At 67.9% G+C, this 19,574-nt stretch carries 16 protein-coding genes and 1 riboswitch; of the genes, 11 read left to right on the forward strand and 5 right to left on the reverse strand.

The annotated features are described in order from the left end of the window. Nucleotides 1-544 (forward strand): adenylosuccinate synthetase (locus tag QZX79_RS04900; protein WP_294565445.1); only part of this gene is annotated, 544 nt, incomplete at its 5' end. Between the two features lie 46 nt (nt 545-590). Here QZX79_RS04900 and QZX79_RS04905 read toward each other — a convergent pair. Then, nucleotides 591-1,085 (reverse strand): DUF427 domain-containing protein, encoded by a 495-nt coding sequence (locus QZX79_RS04905; protein ID WP_294565447.1) that lies wholly within the window; start codon nt 1,083-1,085, stop codon nt 591-593. Nucleotides 1,086-1,165: 80 nt separating this feature from the next. On the opposite strand from QZX79_RS04905, the gene QZX79_RS04910 reads away from it, so the two are divergent. Continuing rightward, the gene (locus QZX79_RS04910; RefSeq protein ID WP_294565450.1) at nt 1,166-1,972 is read left to right on the forward strand and encodes a carbon-nitrogen hydrolase family protein; all 807 of its coding nucleotides are present in this window, start codon (nt 1,166-1,168) and stop codon (nt 1,970-1,972) included. 15 nt (nt 1,973-1,987) lie between these two features. Here QZX79_RS04910 and QZX79_RS04915 read toward each other — a convergent pair whose 3' ends face one another. Then, nucleotides 1,988-3,268: an FAD-binding protein gene (locus QZX79_RS04915; protein WP_294565453.1), complete on the reverse strand. Its 1,281-nt coding sequence runs from the start codon at nt 3,266-3,268 to the stop codon at nt 1,988-1,990. A gap of 145 nt (nt 3,269-3,413) precedes the next feature. Here QZX79_RS04915 and QZX79_RS04920 point away from each other — a divergent pair, with 145 nt between their 5' ends. From QZX79_RS04920 to QZX79_RS04955, 8 genes are all read left to right on the forward strand, one after another. Then, complete coding sequence (locus QZX79_RS04920) at nt 3,414-4,448, forward strand: LacI family DNA-binding transcriptional regulator (protein WP_294565456.1); 1,035 nt, start codon at nt 3,414-3,416, stop codon at nt 4,446-4,448. A 282-nt stretch (nt 4,449-4,730) separates the two neighbouring features. Next, nucleotides 4,731-6,395, forward strand: a complete 1,665-nt coding sequence (araB, locus tag QZX79_RS04925; RefSeq protein ID WP_294565522.1) for a ribulokinase — start codon at nt 4,731-4,733, stop codon at nt 6,393-6,395. Continuing rightward, nucleotides 6,392-7,120 (forward strand): L-ribulose-5-phosphate 4-epimerase, encoded by a 729-nt coding sequence (locus tag QZX79_RS04930; RefSeq protein ID WP_294565460.1) that lies wholly within the window; start codon nt 6,392-6,394, stop codon nt 7,118-7,120. The genes araB and QZX79_RS04930 overlap by 4 nt, the downstream gene beginning before the upstream one ends. Further along, the gene (araA, locus tag QZX79_RS04935) at nt 7,117-8,631 is read left to right on the forward strand and encodes an L-arabinose isomerase (protein ID WP_294565463.1); all 1,515 of its coding nucleotides are present in this window, start codon (nt 7,117-7,119) and stop codon (nt 8,629-8,631) included. Before QZX79_RS04930 ends, araA begins: the two co-directional genes overlap by 4 nt. A gap of 52 nt (nt 8,632-8,683) precedes the next feature. Then, a complete protein-coding gene (chvE, locus tag QZX79_RS04940; RefSeq protein WP_294565466.1) occupies nt 8,684-9,802 on the forward strand; it encodes a multiple monosaccharide ABC transporter substrate-binding protein in 1,119 nt (372 codons plus the stop codon). A 126-nt stretch (nt 9,803-9,928) separates the two neighbouring features. Then, the gene (gene mmsA / locus QZX79_RS04945; protein WP_294565469.1) at nt 9,929-11,458 is read left to right on the forward strand and encodes a multiple monosaccharide ABC transporter ATP-binding protein; all 1,530 of its coding nucleotides are present in this window, start codon (nt 9,929-9,931) and stop codon (nt 11,456-11,458) included. Nucleotides 11,459-11,463: 5 nt separating this feature from the next. Next, nucleotides 11,464-12,699, forward strand: coding sequence for a multiple monosaccharide ABC transporter permease (mmsB, locus tag QZX79_RS04950; protein ID WP_120165760.1), 1,236 nt, complete (start codon nt 11,464-11,466; stop codon nt 12,697-12,699). Between the two features lie 379 nt (nt 12,700-13,078). Next, on the forward strand, nt 13,079-13,633 hold the full coding sequence (locus QZX79_RS04955; protein WP_294565473.1) for an RNA polymerase sigma factor: 555 nt from the start codon (nt 13,079-13,081) through the stop codon (nt 13,631-13,633). A gap of 1,358 nt (nt 13,634-14,991) precedes the next feature. On the opposite strand, the gene QZX79_RS04960 is transcribed toward QZX79_RS04955, so the two are convergent. The 3 genes from QZX79_RS04960 to sfnG are packed head-to-tail and all read right to left on the reverse strand — an operon-like array spanning nt 14,992 to nt 18,022. Continuing rightward, on the reverse strand, nt 14,992-15,486 hold the full coding sequence (locus QZX79_RS04960; protein WP_294565476.1) for a CoA-binding protein: 495 nt from the start codon (nt 15,484-15,486) through the stop codon (nt 14,992-14,994). Continuing rightward, nucleotides 15,483-16,868, reverse strand: a complete 1,386-nt coding sequence (locus QZX79_RS04965) for an O-acetylhomoserine aminocarboxypropyltransferase/cysteine synthase family protein (protein WP_294565478.1) — start codon at nt 16,866-16,868, stop codon at nt 15,483-15,485. The genes QZX79_RS04960 and QZX79_RS04965 overlap by 4 nt, the downstream gene beginning before the upstream one ends. Further along, nucleotides 16,868-18,022: a dimethylsulfone monooxygenase SfnG gene (gene sfnG / locus QZX79_RS04970; RefSeq protein WP_294565481.1), complete on the reverse strand. Its 1,155-nt coding sequence runs from the start codon at nt 18,020-18,022 to the stop codon at nt 16,868-16,870. Before sfnG ends, QZX79_RS04965 begins: the two co-directional genes overlap by 1 nt. A gap of 4 nt (nt 18,023-18,026) precedes the next feature. Then, nucleotides 18,027-18,131, reverse strand: a riboswitch (SAM riboswitch). Between the two features lie 107 nt (nt 18,132-18,238). Between sfnG and QZX79_RS04975 the strand changes: the two genes are divergently transcribed. Next, nucleotides 18,239-19,333, forward strand: a complete 1,095-nt coding sequence (locus tag QZX79_RS04975; RefSeq protein WP_294565483.1) for an NAD(+)/NADH kinase — start codon at nt 18,239-18,241, stop codon at nt 19,331-19,333. Nucleotides 19,334-19,574 lie beyond the last annotated feature (241 nt).

Here is a 19,574-nt window from a genome sequence, read left to right on the forward strand (position 1 = left end):
CGGCTCGGGCATCGGCCCGACCCGCATCACGCGGGCCGTGGGCATCATCAAGGCCTACACCACGCGCGTGGGCGCCGGACCGTTCCCCACCGAGCTCTTCGACGACATGGGCCTCTACCTGCAGAAGACCGGCGGGGAGTTCGGCGTGAACACCGGGCGTCCGCGCCGCACCGGCTGGTACGACGCCGTGCTGGCGCGCCACGCGGCCCGCGTCAACGGCTTCACCGACTACTTTGTGACGAAACTTGACGTGCTCACGGGGATCGAGCGCATCCCCGTCTGTGTCGCCTACGACGTCGACGGCGTACGCCACGACGAGATGCCCATGACTCAGACCGAGTTCCACCACGCGAAGCCGATCTTCGAATACTTCGAGGGATGGACCGAGGACATCACCGGTGCGCGCAGCATCGAGGACCTGCCGGACAACGCACAGGTCTACGTGCGGGCGCTCGAGAAGATGTCGGGGACCCGGTTCTCGGCCATCGGCGTCGGCCCGGACCGCGATCAGACCATCGTGGTGAACGACCTCATCACCGGCTGACCCGGCACCCCGGGCCCCCGGCCCGGGCGTCACCAGCCCCGGGGCGCTACCAGCCCCGGGTTCCCGGCCCGCCCTTGAACGGCCCGACGATCCGCGCGGTGACCCAGCCGCCGTAGAAGTCACCGGCCTGCGCGGTGACCTGTTCACCGTCCACGGTGCAAAGATCCATCGCCCCTGGATACACGGCCACGCGGCCGGCCAGTTCCTCATAGCCGGCCGCGGGGGAGGGATAGGTCCAGGCCGCCCGCGACGCGCGCCTCCCGCCGCCGACGACGTCGAAGTAGCCCGCGGTGCCCTTGAACTCGCAGAAGGAACTCCCCTCCGCGGCCTCAAGCGCCCCGGGCGCGAAGTCCGCGGCCGGCAGGTAGTACACCGGCGGATGGCTCGTCTCGAGCACCCGCAGGGCCGAGGAGGTCCGCAGGATCTCCTCGCCGCCGAACCGCACGACGATCTGCTCGGTGCTCGCTTCCACCCGTGGTGGCCTCGGATAGTCCCAGACGGATTCCTGGCCGGGACCGGGGACTGCGCGTCGAATGCTCATGGCCCAACGCTAGCCTTTAGCAACCCGCCGCGCAGTCTGTAGGCTGGTGCGCAGGGGACAGCGACGCGGAGGCGGGGAATATGAAAGTCAGCGTAGGACAGTTCCGGCCTGGCGGGGACGTGCGGGCGAACCTGTTGGTGATGCGGAAGCTGGCCCGGAAGGCAAAGTCCGACGGCGCCGAGCTCATCGTGTTCCCGGAAGAGTCGATGTTCACCATCGGCAAGGTCACCGGCCCGCTGCAGGCCGCCGTCGAGGGCAGTTGGAGCACCTTCGTGCAGCAGCTCTCCTTCCTGGCCGCGGAGCTCGATCTGGCGATCGTTGCGGGCGGCTATGAGTCAAGCGGGGAGGAACGCCCCTACAACACACTCGTGCTGATCGACCGGAACGGCCGGATCACCGACACCTACCGGAAGCTTCACCTCTACGACGCGTTCAGCTACCAGGAGTCGAAGCGGATCAAACCCGGCGACGGCGGCCTCACCGTCGTGCCGCTCGGGGAGATGTCCGTGGGGCTGATGACCTGCTACGACGTCCGCTTCCCGGAGCAGGCCCGGGCGCTCGCCGACGCCGGCGCCGATCTGATCTGCGTGCCCGCGGCCTGGTTTCAGGGCGAGCACAAGATCGAGCACTGGGAGACCCTCCTCAAGGCCCGCGCCATTGAGAACACGGTCTGGATCGCCGCGGCCGGCACCTCGAGCGATCACACCATCGGCCACTCGGCCATCCTTGACCCTATGGGCGTCGCGCACGCCTTCCTCGAACATGAGTCCGAGGCCGTCGTGACGACTGAGGTCACCCGGCACCGGGTCGACGACGTCCGCGAGTTCCTCCCCGTGCTGCGCAACCGCCGCTTCGGGCCCAACGAGGAGATCGTCGACGCGCACTAGGATCGGAGCTTCCGCTCAGGACGCCGGGGAGGCGGCCGGCGCGAACACCGTCCGCTCAAGGAAGCCGTTGCGGAACTTGCCCTCGGGATCCCAGGCGTCGGCCAGGGCCCGGAAATCCCGGAGGCGCGGGTACAGGCACTCGAGCGGGCCGGCCTGCCCGGTGAACAGCTTGCCCCAGTGCGGCCGGGCCGCGAAGGGGGCAAGGCTGGACTCGAGCTCGGGAAGGAACGCCTCGACCTCGGCCTGCAGGGGTTTCCAGGTGAAGTGCAGGCCGATCCCCGAACGGCCGTAGTTGCTGCTCAGCCACAGGCGGTCGGCCGCCATCGTGCGGATCTCCGAGATCTGGAGCAGCGGTGCGAGCTTCGGTGCGAGGGAGCGGACCGCGTCGATGGCCGCCAGGGCGTGCTCGGAGCCGACCAGGTATTCGGACTGCAGCTCCGCTCCACTGCTGGGGGTGAAGGCGAGCCGGAAGTGGGCGAGGCGGTCCGACCAGGGCCCGGGCACGCCGAGCTGCTGCGTGCAGTTCACCGGTGACATGCCGGGGACCGGGTGCAGCGGCTCCTCGGCCCTCGTTCCGCCGAAGAAGGCCGATGCGGCCGGGCCGTCGTCGTCCGCCGAGGTCCGCGACTTCAGCCAGGCCTGGCTGACGGTGTCACCGGCCCAGTCGGTGAAGAGGCTGACGCTGTAGGCGGCGCCGGTGATCTCCTCGAAGTTTCCGAGGACCCGGTCCCACGGCAGGCCGGTGTAGGCGTCCTGGCGCACCGTAAAGGACGGCTCGATGTCGAGGGTGAGCCGGGTCATGATCCCGAGCGCCCCAAGGTTCACCACCATGCCCTCGAAATCCGGGTCCTCGCCCCGCCGCACGGTGCGCAGGTCACCGGACGCTGTGACGAACTCGATGGCCGCCGCGGCGGTGGCGAGGTTTCCGTTGCCGTTCCCCGAGCCGTGGGTGGCCGTGGCGACCGCTCCGGCCACGGAGATGTGGGGCAGGGAGGCGAGGTTGGCGATTGCGAAACCCTGCCGCTGGAGTTCAGCGGCGAGTTCCCCGTAGCGGGTGGCCGCGCCGACGCTCACGGTTCGTCCGGCGCCGTCGACGCTGATGGTGGAGGGCAGGTTCTCAAGGGATACCAGCGTGCCGGTGGTGTCCGCGATGTCGCTGAAGGAATGGCGGCTGCCGAGCGCACGCACCGAGGACGCCGCGGCGACGATCTCCTGGAGGGCGCGCACCTCAGTGGGGCGTTCAAGGCGTTCCTGCCGGTAGCCCAGGTTGCCTGCCCAGTTGAATTCGGTCGTCATCGGTCACCATTCCTTCTTCATCGCCACGTTTCACCGGCAACCGTGCCGTCACCGGGTGACAGCACCACCAAGACCACTCTAGGGACATTCGCGGGGAGGTTCGCACGGGCGGCCGGGGCCGGCGCAGTGCAGTAGCGTGTCCGCCATGACGGACAACAATTCCGGAAAAACGGCGCGGCCGGAACGTGCCGCAAATATCCGGGACGTCGCCCGCGCCGCGGGGGTGTCCCACCAGACGGTCTCGCGGGTGATCAATGATCACCCCAGCCTGCGGGAGGGAACGCGGAGGCGCGTCCTTGAGGCGATGGAGCAACTTTCATTCCGGCCAAACCGGGCCGCACGCGCCCTCGTCACCAGCAGGTCGGGCATCCTGGGGGTGCTCGTCTCACACGGCGTCGAGTACGGTCCCGCGGCAAGCCTGCAGGCCATCCACGAGGCGGCCGCCAACGCGGGTTATTGGATCGATGTCGCCAACCTTGAACGCACCGACCACGGCTCGATCGTTGCGGCGCTGGACCGGCTGATGGACCATGCGGTGGAGGGACTGGTCATCCTCGCACCCCAGTCCCGGTCCCTCAAGGTGATAGAGGATCTCGCAATCCGGTTGCCCTTCGTCACGGTGCATTCAACGGGCCGTTTCTCCGACCACCGGCTCTCCGTCGACCAGCTGTCCGGTGCACGACTCGCGACCAGGCACCTGCTGGAGCTTGGACACCGCCGTGTCCTGCATCTGGCCGGACCGGAAGGCTGGGTGGAATCGGCGGCGAGGCTTCAGGGCTACCGGGAAGAGATGGCGGCGTGGAATGTCCCGCCCCTTGACGCGCCGGACGGCGATTGGACAGCCGAGTCGGGGTACCGCGCCGGGAAGGCCGCGATGCGGGCCGGCGGCTTCAGTGCGGTGTTCTCGTCGAACGACCAGATGGCGCTGGGGCTCATCCACGCGTTTGCGGAGGCCGGACTGCGGGTCCCGCGCGATGTCAGCGTCGTTGGGTTCGATGACGTCCCGGAGGCCGCCCACTACCTTCCGCCGCTCACGACGGTGCGCCAGGATTTTCCTGAGCTTGGGCGGCGCTGTGTGGCCGCCCTGCTGGGGATGCTCGGCCATGGGCCCTCCCTGCCGCAGGGAGACATCGCGCCGGAATTGATCGTGCGCCGATCCACTACCGCGCCACCCCCCTGACCCCTGCCTCACCCTGCGGGCAGCCTGGTCCGACTCCCGTTATGGAAGCGTTACCGAAATCTTCGAACCCGAGCCGGTGCCAAGCGTGTATCGTGGCATCCACAATAAATGTGACCGTTCACATTGCGGGTCGGTGGCGAAGGTGTCCGTTGCCCGCAGGCATCACCCGAAAGACAATGAGGTTTTTTCGTGAGCGAAGCTTCCCCCACCCTTCCGGCCGCAGCGCGCAAAACGCCCGGCTCACCGGCGGCCCGGCCCGGGTCCCCTGCCGGCCCGAAATACGTGATCGGTATCGACTTCGGCACGCTCTCGGGCCGCGCCGTCGTGGTGCGCGTAAGCGATGGCGCCGAGGTCGGCTCGGCAGTCACCGAATACCCCCACGCCGTCATGGACACGGTCCTTGCCGCCACCGGCGCACCGCTTCCCCCCGACTGGGCGCTGCAGGTGCCCGCGGACTACGTCGAGGTGCTCCGCACCGCCGTCCCCGCAGCGGTGCGCGACGCCGGCATCTCACCCCAGGACGTCGTCGGCGTGGGAACGGACTTCACTGCCTGCACGATGATTCCGACCACCGCCGACGGGACGCCGCTCAACGAACTGCCCGGCTACGCCTCCCGCCCCCATGCCTACGTCAAGCTCTGGAAGCACCACGCCGCACAGGGGCAGGCCGACCGCATCAACGAACTCGCCCGGCAGCGCGGTGAAACCTGGCTGCCCCGGTACGGCGGGCTGATCTCCAGCGAATGGGAGTTCGCCAAGGGGCTGCAGCTCCTCGAGGAGGACCCCGAGCTCTACTCCCGCATGGACCACTGGGTCGAGGCGGCCGACTGGATCGTCTGGCAGCTGACCGGCCGCTACGTCCGCAACGCCTGCACCGCCGGCTACAAGGGCATCCTGCAGGACGGCGCCTACCCCACCCGGGAGTTCCTCGCGGCGCTGAACCCGGACTTCGCTTCCTTCGCCGAGGACAAGGTGGAGCACCCCATCGGTGCACTCGCCTCCGCCGCCGGCACCCTCTCCGCGGAGGCCGCCGGCTGGACCGGGCTGCCTGAGGGTATCGCGGTCGCCGTCGGCAATGTGGACGCCCACGTCACGGCGCCCGCGGCGCAGGCCACCGACCCCGGGCAGATGGTCGCCATCATGGGAACCTCGACCTGCCACGTGATGAACTCCGAGGCGCTGCGGGAGGTGCCCGGGATGTGCGGCGTCGTCGACGGTGGGATCGTCGAGGGACTGTACGGCTACGAGGCCGGACAGTCAGGGGTGGGAGACATCTTCGCCTGGTTCGTCGCGAACCAGGTTCCCGCCGACATCTCCGCGGAGGCGGCACGGATCGGGCTCAGCGTGCACGAGTACCTGACCGAGCAGGCCCGGCACGACCCCGTCGGCGCCTCGGGCCTGATCGCCCTCGACTGGCACTCCGGCAATCGGTCGGTCCTCGTTGACCACGAGCTCTCCGGCCTGGTCGTGGGGCTGACCCTCGCCACCGCACCGCACGAGGTGTACCGGGCGCTCCTCGAGGCGACGGCTTTCGGAACCCGGAGGATCGTCGAGGCTTTCAACGACTCAGGCGTCCCGGTGACCGAATTCGTGGCGGCGGGTGGGCTCATCCGGAACTCCTTCCTGATGCAGACCTACGCGGACGTGCTGAATCTGCCCATCTCCGTCATTGGAAGCGCCCAGGGGCCGGCACTCGGCTCCGCCATCCATGCCGCCGTCGCCGCGGGAGAGTACCCGGACATCTCCGCAGCCGCCCGGGCGATGGGCCGTCTGCAGCGCGCCGCGTACACCCCCGATCCCGGCAGGGCCGAGGCCTACACCGCGCTGTACGCCGAATACCGGGAGCTTCACGACTACTTCGGCCGCGGCGGCAACAATGTGATGCGCCGGCTCAAGGCGATGCGGCGCTCCGCCCTTTCGGCTCCGGTGCAGGCGGTGTCGGCATGAGCGGCAACAGTGCCGCCCTTCAGGAGGCGATCGCACGCACCCGCCAGGAGGTCGCCGACCTGCACGCCGAACTCGTGCGCTACGGGCTGGTCGTGTGGACCGGCGGAAACGTCTCGGGCCGCGTGCCCGGGGCGGACCTGTTCGTCATCAAGCCCAGCGGCGTCGGCTACGAGGACCTGTGCGCCGAAAACCAGATCCTGTGCACCCTCGACGGCTCCGTCGTCGCGGGCACCGCGGGATGTGAACGTTCACCCTCGAGCGACACCGCGGCCCACGCCTATGTCTACCGGCATCTTCCGGAGGTCGGTGGGGTGGTCCACACCCACTCGCCCTACGCCACCGCCTGGGCGGCCCGCGGCGAGGCGATTCCCTGCGTCCTCACGGCAATGGCCGACGAGTTCGGCGGAGAGGTGCCGGTCGGCCCCTTCGCCGTCATCGGCGATGACTCCATCGGCAGGGGCATCGTCGACACCCTGGCGGGGCACCGCTCCCGGGCCGTGCTGATGAAGAACCACGGCCCTTTCACCATCGGCAAGGACGCCCGCGACGCCGTCAAGGCCGCCGTCATGACCGAGGACGTCGCCCGCACCGTGCACCTCTCCCGCCAGCTGGGGGAGCCCGCAGCCATCGCCGACGCCCACGTCGATTCGCTCTTCGAGCGCTACCAGAACGTCTACGGTCAGCCCGCCGCGCAGGCCCCAACCCAGGCAGGAGCCACCCGATGACCTCCCTTCGCACCACCCTCGACAGCTACGAAATCTGGTTCCTCACCGGCAGCCAGGACCTCTACGGGGAGGAGACCCTTGCCCAGGTGGAGGTGCAGTCCCAGGAGATCGTCAAGATCCTCAACGACTCCGGGCTGCCCGTGAACATCGTCTGGAAGCCGACCCTCAAGGACTCGGATTCGATCCGCAGGATGGCCCTTGAGGCCAACGCGGCCGACAACGCCATCGGCGTCGTTGCCTGGATGCACACCTTCAGCCCCGCCAAGATGTGGATCACGGGCCTGGACGCGCTGCGCAAGCCGCTGCTCCACCTCCACACCCAGATCAATGTCGCCCTGCCCTGGGCGGAGATCGACTTCGACTTCATGAACCTCAACCAGGCCGCGCACGGCGACCGGGAGTTCGGATACATCCAGTCACGGCTCGGCGTTCCCCGCAAGACCGTCGTCGGGCACGTCACCAATCCATCGGTCACCGGCCAGGTCTCCAGCTGGCAGCGCGCCTGCGCCGGCTGGGCCGCGGTGCACGGGCTGAAGGTGGCCCGCTTCGGTGACAACATGCGCTACGTCGCCGTCACCGAGGGGGACAAGACCGAGGCTGAGCTGCGCTTCGGCGTCTCGGTCAACACGTGGGGCGTCAACGACCTCGTGGACGTGGTCGACGCCCAGCCTGAACACCTCATCGACGAGCTCGTTGCCGAGTACGAGGAAAGCTACGACGTGGCACCGGAACTGCGGCGCGGCGGCGACCGCCACGAGTCGCTGCGCTACGGCGCCCGCCTCGAGCTGGGCCTTCTCTCCTTCCTCGAGGCCGGCGGATTCGGTGCGTTCACGACAAGTTTCGAGGACCTCGGGGGGCTGCGGCAGCTCCCCGGCCTCGCGGTCCAGCGGCTCATGGCCAAGGGCTACGGCTTCGGCGCCGAAGGCGACTGGAAGACCGCGGTCCTGGTGCGCGCCGCGAAGGTCATGGGTGCGGGCCTGCCCGGCGGCGCTTCGCTGATGGAGGACTACACCTACCACCTCGTTCCGGGGGAGGAGAAGATCCTCGGCGCCCACATGCTCGAGATCTGCCCCACCCTGACGACGGCGCGTCCCTCCCTTGAAGTGCACCCCCTGGGCATCGGCGGCCGGGAGGACCCGGTGCGGCTCGTGTTCGACACGGACCCCGGGCCCGGCGTCGTCGTTGCCCTCTCCGACATGCGCGACCGCTTCCGGCTCACCGCCAACGCCGTCGACGTCGTACCCCCGGACGCGCCGCTGCCGAACCTTCCGGTAGCCCGCGCGGTCTGGAAGCCGGCACCGGACCTCGCGACCTCGGCCGCGGCCTGGCTCAGCGCCGGCGCCGCCCACCACACGGTGCTCAGCACGGCGGTGGGCCTGGAGGTCTTCGAGGACTTCGCCGTGATCGCCGAGACCGAACTCCTGCGCATCGACGACTCGACGATCCTGCGGGATTTCCAGCGTGAACTGCGCTGGAACTCGGCCTACTACCGGCTCGCCTCAAAACTGTAAATCCACGCAGCAACCCGGGCGATGGCGCCCGGGCCGACGAAAGGGAACCCCTATGAACAAGAACTTCCTCAAGGGCATCGCCGCAGCCGGCGTGCTCGCTCTCAGCCTGAGCGCCTGCGGCGGCAGCCGTGGCGCGGACGCCGGAGCAGAAGGCGGCGAAGGCTCGAACGAAGGTGCCAAGATCGGCGTCGCGATGCCCACTCAGCAGTCAGAACGCTGGATCGCCGACGGCGAGAACGTCAAGAGCCAGCTCGAGGAACTCGGCTACGAGGTCGACCTCCAGTACGCGAACGACGACATTCCCACTCAGGTCTCCCAGATCGAAAACATGATCAACGGCGGGGCGAAGGCCCTCGTTATCGCCTCGATCGACGGCACCACCCTCACCAGCGTCCTCGACACCGCCGAATCCCAGGACATCCCCGTCATCGCCTACGACCGCCTGATCAACGGTTCGGACACGGTCGACTACTACACGACGTTCGACAACTTCGAGGTCGGCGTCCAGCAGGCGACCTCCCTGCTGACCGGGCTCGGCGTCCTCGACGAAAACGGCGAGGAAACCGGCGAAAAGGGGCCCTTCAACGTCGAACTCTTCGCCGGAAGCCCCGATGACAACAACGCCACCTTCTTCTGGGACGGCGCGATGGAAGTCCTGCAGCCCCACCTCGACAGCGGCGTGCTGAGCGTTCCCAGCGGCCAGACCGACTTCGAGCAGGCCGCGATCCTGCGCTGGCTCCCCGACACCGCCCAGGACCGCATGGAGGACCTGCTCACCGTCGGCGAAGGCAAGCGCCTCGACGGCGTCCTCTCGCCCTACGACGGCCTCTCAATCGGCATCATCTCCGCCCTGACCTCCGGCGGGTACTCCAAGGACGACCTCCCCGTGGTCACAGGCCAGGACGCCGAGGTCGGATCGGTGAAGTCCATCATGGCCGGCGAGCAGTACTCGACGATCTTCAAAGACGTCCGGGAGCTCGGCAAGCGCGCCGTCACCATGGTGGATTCGCTGATGAAGGGCGACGAGCCGGAGGTCAACGACGAGGAGACCTACGACAACGGCGAGAAAATCGTGCCCTCCTACCTGCTCGAATCGGAGATCGTCACCAAGGACAACTACGAAAAGAGCCTGATCGAAACGGGCTACTACACCGAAGACGACCTGAAGTAGGCACGACCTGAAGTAGGCGCGGCCTGAAGTAGGCGCGGCCTGAAGTAAGCACAGCGCCGGGCGGCGGTACTGCCGCCCGGCCTGCTGTACAGCACATCGATTACTCCAACTTCCAAAGGACGCTCAATGACCGAGCACATTCTTGAGATGCGTGGGATCAGCAAGACCTTCCCCGGGGTCAAGGCCCTCTCCGACGTGAACCTGGCGGTGTCGCGGGGCGAGGTCCATGCGATCTGCGGTGAGAACGGCGCCGGCAAGTCGACCCTCATGAAGGTGCTGTCCGGCGTCTACCCGCACGGCACCTACGACGGTGACATCAGCTTCGACGGTGAAGCGGTCTCCTTCAAGGACATCAAGGACAGCGAGCACAGCGGCATCGTGATCATTCACCAGGAGCTGGCGCTGTCGCCGTACCTCTCCGTAGCCGAAAACATCTTCCTCGGCAATGAGCGCTCAAGCCGGGGTTTCATCGACTGGAATGAAACCAATGTCGAGGCGGCCAAGCTGCTCAAGCGCGTCGGGCTGACGCTCAATCCAGTGGTGCGGGCCGGTGATATCGGGGTCGGCAAGCAGCAGCTCGTGGAGATCGCCAAGGCGCTCTCGAAAAACGTGAAGCTGCTCATCCTCGATGAACCGACCGCGGCGCTCAACGACGAGGACTCGGCACACCTGCTGGGTCTGGTGAAGGGGCTGCGTGATGAAGGGGTCACCTCCATCATCATCAGCCACAAGCTCAATGAAATCCGCGCCATTGCCGACTCCGTGACGATCCTGCGCGACGGCAGGACCATCGAGACGCTGAGCCTGCATGACGGTTCGGTCACCGAGGACCGCATCATCAAGGGCATGGTCGGCCGCGAGCTGAAGAACCGCTACCCGGAGCGCACGCCCTCGATCGGGGCCGAGATCCTTCGGGTCGAAGACTGGACCGTACACCACCCGCAGGAGCACTCACGGGTCGTCGTGGACCGCGCCAACCTCAGCGTGCGGGCCGGCGAGATCGTCGGCATCGCAGGCCTCATGGGCGCCGGGCGAACCGAACTTGCGATGAGCATCTTCGGGCGCAGCTACGGTTCGAACATCACCGGGAAGCTGTACAAGGGCGGGAAGGAGATCTCCGTCCGCACGGTCAGCGAGGCCATCCGCCACGGCATCGCCTACGCCACCGAGGACCGCAAGCGCTACGGGCTGAACCTCCTCGACGACATCAAGCGCAATATCTCCGGCGCCGCGCTGGGCAAGCTCGCCCGCCGCGGCTGGGTGGACAGCGGACGCGAAGCGGTCGTGGCCGGGGGATACCGGACCTCGATGAACATCAAGGCACCCTCGGTCACCTCCGTGACGGGGAAGCTCTCGGGAGGGAACCAGCAGAAAGTGGTGCTCTCCAAGTGGATGTTCGCCGATCCGGATGTGCTCATTCTCGATGAGCCCACGCGCGGGATCGACGTCGGCGCCAAGTACGAGATCTACACGATCATCAATTCGCTCGCGGCCCAGGGCAAGGCGGTGGTCGTCATTTCCTCGGAGCTGCCGGAACTGCTTGGCATCTGCGACCGCATCTACACCCTCGCTGAGGGCTCAATCACCGCCGAGGTACCGATCGGCGAGGCGACACCCGAGCTCCTCATGCAGCACATGACAAAGGAAAAGGACTGAACCCCATGGCTTCGACCCTTACCGACGCCGCTCTCAAACCCGCGGCGCCCACTCTGACCGATGCCGGAAGGTTCCTTGCGAGCAGGCTCCGTCAGATCGGCATCTTCGTAGCGCTCCTGGTGATCGTCACGCTGTTCCAGCTGCTGACCGCCGGCAAGCTGCTGCAGCCTGACAACGTCTCCAACATCATCGTGCAGAACAGCTACATCCTGCTGCTCGCGATCGGCATGGTGATGATTATCGTCGCCGGGCATATCGACCTCTCCGTGGGTTCGGTCGCCGCATTCGTGGGGGCCATGTCCGGGATCATGATCCAGGACTGGAACATGCCCTGGTGGCTCGCCTTCACCGCCTCGCTCGTCATCGGCGGCCTCGTCGGGGCGTGGCAGGGTTTCTGGGTCGCCTATATGGGGATCCCCGCGTTCATCGTGACCCTCGCGGGGATGCTCGTTTTCCGCGGTCTCACGCAGATCACCCTCGAGAACCGGCGGATCACGGGGTTCCCCGCGGAGTACCGGCAGCTGGGCGGCGGGTTCCTCTTCCCCGGACTCTTCCCGGCCGACACGAACATCCTCGACTGGACCACCGTGGGCCTCGGTCTCCTCGCCGCGGGGCTGCTCATCGGCAGCCAACTGCGCGGAAGGGCGACGCGTGCCAAGCTGAAGCTCGATGACGAGCCGATGGCCTGGTTCGCGACGAAGCTGGCCTTCGGCGCCGTCGTCATCCTCGGACTGACCTACCTGCTGGCCAGCTCCCGCAGCGGAACCCCCATCGTCCTCGTGGTGCTGGGACTCCTGGTGGTCACCTACAGCGCAGTGATGGGCAACAGCGTCTTCGGCCGCCACATCTACGCCCGGGGCGGCAACCTCCAGGCAGCACAGCTCTCGGGGGTCAACACCAAGAAGATCGACTTCTACCTCTTCGTGAACATGGGAGTGCTTGCCGCGCTGGCGGGGCTGATCTTCACGGGCCGCCTCAACTCGGCGGGTCCCGGTGCCGGAAACCTCTTCGAGCTCGACGCGATCGCCGCAGCTTTCATCGGCGGGGCGGCGGTCACCGGAGGGGTGGGAACGGTGATCGGCGCCATCACGGGCGGGCTGATCATGGGCGTGCTCAATAACGGCATGTCCCTGCTCGGGGTGGGAAGTGACTACCAGCAGTTCATCAAGGGAATGGTGCTCCTGCTGGCCGTTGGCTTCGACGTCTTCAACAAGCGGCGGGCATCGAGCGCACTCAAATAAAAAAGCCGGCGGACCGCGTAACCTTTCCGGTCCCGCCGACGATTACCCGTGTGTAAGTGCCGCACCGAGGCTTATCCCCCATTGGGTCTCGGTGCGGCCTTTCTCTTGGGGGCCACCGCCGCCCCGCCTGTTCGGCAGCCCGGACGACACAGCCCGGACGACACAGCCCGGACGACACAGCCCGGACGACTCAGCCCGGCAGGTACAACCCCCCCAGCGCGGACCGGCAGATGCCTCTGAGCCCGCCCAGGCCAACCAATGCGGAACGTTCTTCCTTCCGCGCAGCGCGACGCGCCCGCCGAAGCGCGGCAGGCCTTCCACCCCCTGCCGTACCCAGCGGATAAGCTGACCTCTCCACCCACCTTTCGCGAGGAAATCCATGGTTCGCATGCTGCCCGACGAAGCGCTCGCACGCGCTCAGAAGGGGGACCCGGCAGCCTTTGAATGGATCTACTCGCAGCTCAGCCCGCTGGTGCTCGGCTACTTCTCGGGCCGGGGTGCCGAGGATCCCGAAGGCCTGACCCAGGAGGTCTTCCTCACGGTCTTCACCAAGCTCACGTCGCTTCAGGGCGGGCCGGGGGCGCTGCGGACGTTCGTCTTCTCGGTCGCCCATGCCCGGTGGGTCGATGAGGTCCGCAGGAGGGCGCGCAGCCCCCTGCTGACCGGGTACGAGCCCGACGCCGATTCCCGCACCAGCGCGTCGGCCGAATCTGTGGCACTCGACCGGTTCGGTGAAGGCAATATCGAGGAACTCCTGACGGCGCTCAAGGACGAGCACAGGGAGGTCCTGCTGCTGCGCATCGTTGCCGGGCTTTCGCTTGAGCAGGTCGGGGACGTGATGGGCAGGTCGACAGGCTCGATCAAGCAGCTACAGCGGCGGGGACTGCTCCGTCTGAAGGAACTTGTGGAACTCAACCAGAAAGAGGCGTCATGACGGCGGGCAAGCCACCGGCCGATGACGAGCGCCTTTCGCAGCTGTTCGATGAGGCAGCGCTGCCCGTGGCCCCGGAACTCCTCGGCGTGCTGGGGTGCGTGAAGAGCCTGGGGGACCGGCCGGTTCCCGCTCCGGGAGCGGACCTTCTTGCCTTTTTTGCTCCAGCGGATGCGCCGGACCGCGGACGCCGGAAGCGGCTGCGGGGTCCAATCATCGGCGGCACCCTCGCGGTGTCGATGGGCCTGGGCATGTCCGGCGTGGCCGCCGGGCCGGGCACCTTCGCGGACGACCTCGGCAGCGCGGTCCATTCCGTTCTGGGCGGGCAGGGCGGAACGGCGGCGGGCCCCGCAACCATTGACCCCGCGCAGCCGCCGTCTCCATCGGACCTGCAGGGCATCGCCGGGCCTCAGGGCGGCACGGCGTCCCAGGACGCTGCCGATCGAAGCGGATATGCCGGTGCGGCGGGGCAGACCGGGACGGAGGCGGCGGGAGTCATCGGGCAGACCGGCGCGGAAGCCGCAGGCACCGCGGGAGTGACTGGAGCCGCCGAACCAGAGGTTAAGTCGACACGCCCCTCCTCCGGTGGAGCCGGTGGAACGGGCGCCGACCGGGAAGTCACCACCCCTGCAGCGGCGCCAGGCCGCCGGTCAGCGCCCGCGGCGGGGCACCAGGGCAATTCCACCCCGGGGCCGAGACCAGCGAAATCCGGGCCGGCGAAGTCCGGGCCTGCGAAATCTGTGCCTGCGGAATCCGAGTCGGAATCCCGGCCTGCGGTTTCCCAGCCTGCGGAATCCACGCCGGCGGACCTGTTACCACCCGGGACGAAGCCGGCGGGAGGGAGCCCGTCGAAGCCCAAGCCGGCGAAGTCGAAGCCGGCCAAACCGCGGCCAGGTGTGCCCGAGAACGGACAAGGAGCCGGACGAGAAGCCGGAGTGGAGCCCGAGGCGCCCGGGGAGGCGCCGGAGTGGGTGCGGAAACGTCCGGCGCCGCCCGCGTCGAAGGAACCCGAGGCCGAAGTAGACCCGGGCGTCGATTACCAGGCGGTTCCGCAGACGCCGGCAGGACCGGAAAGCGGGAACGGGCCCGACATGGATACCGGGGCCCCGGACCCCGATTCACCGGAACCGTCAGAACCGGAGCCATCGGGCCGGGAAGTTCCGGGCTCGGATACTTCGAGCACTGAAACTTTAGTCCCAAATACGTCAGGCCCGGAGCCGTCTACCGACGGGGTTTCAGCCCCCGCCGTTCTCGGAGGACCCTTGCCCCCGGCCGGGGATCCAGCAGAGCCGGAGCTGCCGCCGGATCCAGCGCTGCAGCCCCCGTCGCAGTCGCCGTCACCGCCCTCGCCCTCGCCGCTGTCAGGCGAGGACCTGCCGCTTCGAGGAGAGGACGCCGGTGTTGAACCCGGCGAGGTTCAGTCCACCGTGGAAGCGGGCGTGCTCGATCTTCAGGCAGCGGTCCATCACCACCGATAGGCCAGCGCCCTCGGCCCGCCGGGCCACGTCCTCATGCCAGGACCCCAACTGCAGCCACAGCGTTTGAGCTCCGACGTCGAGGGTTTCCTCGAGCACGGAGGGGAGGTCGTCGTGCTTGCGGAAGACGTCGACCACATCGGGAACCTCCGGCAGGTCGGCAAGCGAGGCATACGCCGGCTGGCCGAGGATCTGCGTGGCCACGGGATTGACGAAGTACAGCCGGTAGGGCGACGAGGACTGAAGGTAGGCCGCCACAAAGTACGAGGCGCGCGAGGGCTTGTCCGAGGCCCCGACGATCGCCACCGACTTCGTGCCGCGCAGCAGGGCCAGCCGCTCCGGTGCGGAGGGGCCTTCCCACGTCCGCTCTGCCGCGCTCATGCCCCGACTCCCACTGCGCACGTCGGGGCCTGCCCGTCGGCGGAGTTCCCGGCGCCGCCCTCCGGAGGTACCTGCGGCAGGGTCACGGAGCCATCGCGCTCGACGGCTTCGGTCAGTGCCTGGTCGAGGTCCCACAGGATGTCCTCGAGGTCCTCAAGGCCCACCGAAATGCGGACCAGGTCCTCCGGGATGCCCGCCGCGGCGAGCTGCTCGGGCGAGAGCTGCTGGTGGGTCGTCGACCCGGGGTGGATCACGAGCGTGCGCGAGTCCCCAACGTTCGCCAGGTGCGAGGCGAGCTGCAGCGCCTCGATGAACCGCTGGCCGGCTTCGCGGCCGCCGCGGATTCCGAAGCTGAACACCGATCCCGGCCCCTGGGGCAGGTACCTTCCCGCCCGCCCGTGGTGCGGGTGGCTGGGCAGCCCGGCGTAGTTGACGTAGGCGACGCGCGGGTCGGCCTGCAGCCATTCGGCGACGGCCTTGGCGTTCTTCAGGTGCTCATCGAGCCGCTGGGCAAGGGTTTCGACACCCTGCAGCAGCTGGAAGGCCGACTGCGGCGACAGCGACGGTCCGATGTCGCGCAGCTGCTCGGTGCGCAGCTTGGTGAGGAAGCCGTATTCACCGAAGTTTGCCCACCACTGGATGTTCCCATAGGAGGGAACGGGCTCGGTCATGCCCGGGAACTTGCCGTTGCCCCAGTTGAACCTCCCGCTCTCGACGACGACACCGCCAAGGGTCGTCCCGTGGCCGCCGATGAACTTGGTGGCCGAGTGGATCACGATGTCCGCGCCGTGCTCGATGGGCCGGATCAGGTAGGGGGTGCTGAGGGTGGAATCGATGATCAGCGGCACCCCTGCGTCGTGGGCCACCGCCGCGAGGCCCTCGAGGTCGGCTATTTCGCCGGAGGGGTTGGCGATGACCTCCGCATAGACGGCCTTCGTGTTCGGCCGAATGGCGGCCGCATAGTCGGCCGGATCCGTCCCCGGAACGAAAGTGGTGTCGATACCGAAGCGCCGCAGCGTGACGTCGAGCTGGGTCACGGTTCCGCCGTACAGCTGGGAGGCGGCGACGATGTGGTCACCGGCCTGGCACAGCGCGGCGAAGGTGATGAACTCGGCGCTCATGCCCGACGCCGTCGCCACCGCGCCGATGCCGCCCTCGAGGGAGGCGATGCGCTCCTCGAACGCCGCAACCGTGGGGTTGCCGATCCGGGAGTAGATATTGCCGTACTTCTGCAGCGCGAAGAGGCTGGCGGCGTCGTTGGTGTCCTTGAAGACGAACGACGTCGTCTGGTAGATGGGGACGGCGCGGGCGCCGTGCGCCGCGTCGGGGGTCCCGCCGGCGTGGAGCGCCCGGGTCCGGAATCCAAAAGTTCGCTCGGCCATCAGAGCCCTGCTTTCACGGTTGAGGGGGTGGGGAGGTGGAAGTCGACGCCGGCCCGGTCCGCGAGGTCCGCCTCGAGGGAGCGGACGATCGGCAGGACATCCCGGCCGAACGCCTCGACCTCCTCCTGGAAGTGCAGGTAGCAGGTGAGCATCAGGTTCACGCCCAGCTTTTTGTATTCGATGATCCGCTCGGCGATCTGCTCGGGCGTGCCGATCAGCTGGGTGCGGAAGCCGTCGTTGTACTGGATGAGGTCCTCGAAGCTGGAGTCCGCCCACATGCCCTTGCCGTCCCGGGTGGCCGGTCCGGCCTCCTGGACCGCGTCCCGGAACCCTTCAACGGCCGGCCGGTGCGCCTTGGCGACGATTTCGCGGAGGGTCTCGCGGGCCTCCTTCTCGGAGTCCCGGGCGATCACAAACCCGTTGAGGCCGAAGCGCGGGTGCCGCCCGGCGGACGAGGCCGAGGCCCGCACGCCGGCGATGTTCTCCCGGAAGCCCTCGAGGTCCTTGCCGTTGGAGAAGTACCAGTCGGCCACCCGGCCGGCGGTGGCCTGCGCCGCCGTCGAGTTTCCGCCGAAGAAGATCTCGGGGTGCGCCCGTCCGGGCACCTCGACCGGCGGCGGGCTCAGCGTGAAGTCGGTGATGTTGTAGTACTTTCCGGCCTGGCTGTAGCGCTCCTGGGTCCACAGGCCGCGCAGCACGCGGATGAACTCCTCCGTCCGCACGTACCGTTCATCGTGCTCCAGCCAGGGGAGTCCGAAGCCGGTGAACTCGCTCTTCAGCCAGCCCGAGACGATATTGACCGCAGCCCTGCCGTTGGAGATGACGTCGGCGGTGATGATGAACTTCGCGAGCACCCCCGGATGCCACATGCCCGGGTGGACGGCCGCAATGACCTTGAGCTTCTCCGTCGCCGCGAGCAGGGCCAGGGAGAAGGCCGTGGCCTCGTGCTGCTTGTCGGCACCGTAGGACGCCGCATACCGGGTCTGGGACAGCGCGTACTCGAATCCGGCGTCCTCGGCGATGCGCGCAAGTTTCCGGTTGTACTCAAAGTCCCAGCCGGTGCGCTGTTCGATCGTTGAGACGACAAGCCCGCCGCTCACGTTCGGCACCCAGTAGGCGAACTTCAGGGGTTGCGAAAAATCGGCAGTGCTCACTATTCCTCCATCGATTCTGGCGGTAGCACCCTACTGTCAGCGCTGGAGGCGCTGGCCAGGGTTGCTGCGGCGTCATAGAGCCAGATCTCTCGGCCGCTCGGGATGGTTCCCCCCGAGTGTGACAGGGACGCGGCGTAGGAACCAAGAAATGTGTCGTTGCGGGTCGCGGCATTGCAGGTAAGGTTTGCTCACGCGGACGATTCGAAGGAGCTGCCGGTGGAATTACGCAGGCTGGGGCTCGTGGTGCACGGGGGCAAGCGACGGGCCATCGAGGCGGCTCAAGGGCTGACGGCTTGGGCCGGCGAGCACGGCATCGACGTCGCCGAGATCGACGTCTGGTCCCCGGACGAACACGGACACTTACGGATTGAGCACTCCCCGCCCGGCACGTTCGACCTCGTCGTCACGATCGGCGGCGACGGGACGTTCCTGCGCGGGGTCGCGGTGGCTCAGGCCTCGAACTCCCCGATCCTCGGCGTCAACGTGGGCCGGGTGGGCTTCCTCACCGAGGTGGAACCGGAACACCTGATCGAAGCCCTGAACGCGGTCATGGCGAACGAGGCACTCGAAGAGCATCGCCTCACCCTCACCATGCGCTCAAGCCGGCCGCTGCGGATCCCCAAGGAACTCGGGGCGCTGCTCCACTATGAGCGGGGGCCGACGACGGAGCCGCCCGAGGTCCGCGCCGACGCCGCCCAGGAGACCGGCTGGGGCATCGGCATGGACGTCACCGCACTCAATGACGTCGTGTTCGAAAAACTGACCCGCGACCGGCAGGCGAGCGTGGCGGTCTACGTCGGGTCCCGCCATTTCGTCTCCTACTCGGCCGATGCGCTCATCATCGCCACGCCCACCGGTTCGACCGCCTATTCCTTCGCGGCGGGAGGCCCGGTGGTGTCGCCCCGGGCCCAGGTCCTGGTGTTCACCCCGGTCGCCGCGCACATGGTCTTCGACCGGAGCCTGATCGTCGCCGCCGATGAGCTGGTCTCGGTGCGGGTGCTCGAGCGCAGCGGACAGGTCTCGATGTCCATCGACGGCCGGATCGTCGGAGTCCTCGACCCGGGGGACTGGGTGTCGGTCTACGCCCGGCCCACGGAGGTGCGGATGCTCCGGCTTCAGGAACCCGACTTTTTCGGCCGGGTCCGGGACCGGTTCGGCCTCGTCGACGCAGCCGCCGCGGCCGCCGACGGCGATTCGCCCGTGGCGCACATCCCCAGCACGCCCAAACCCGACGACATGAAACACGTGCACATCCCCACCCCGGCCCTTGAGGCGTGGACGTGGCCGCGGGCGGAGCCGCTGGACCGCTAGGTCCTCCGCCCGGGCTGCGCTGGTCCACCCCGCCTGCCCGGCCGAAACTGCAGCTCACCACGCTTTCCGGACGTCACAAGGGGGTGAGCTGCACACTCGTTGGCGATCCTCCTATAGACGACCTCCGGTAGTCCTCTCCGTCCCGCCGAGACTGCAGTTCACCACGCTTCGGCGCCGGCAGAGCGTGGTGAGCTGCAGTCTCGGCGTAAGGGATCGCCGGAGCGGGCGGGTTCATGGGGGA

The sequence above is a fragment of the uncultured Arthrobacter sp. genome (assembly GCF_902805515.1).
GTDB lineage: Bacteria > Actinomycetota > Actinomycetes > Actinomycetales > Micrococcaceae > Arthrobacter_D.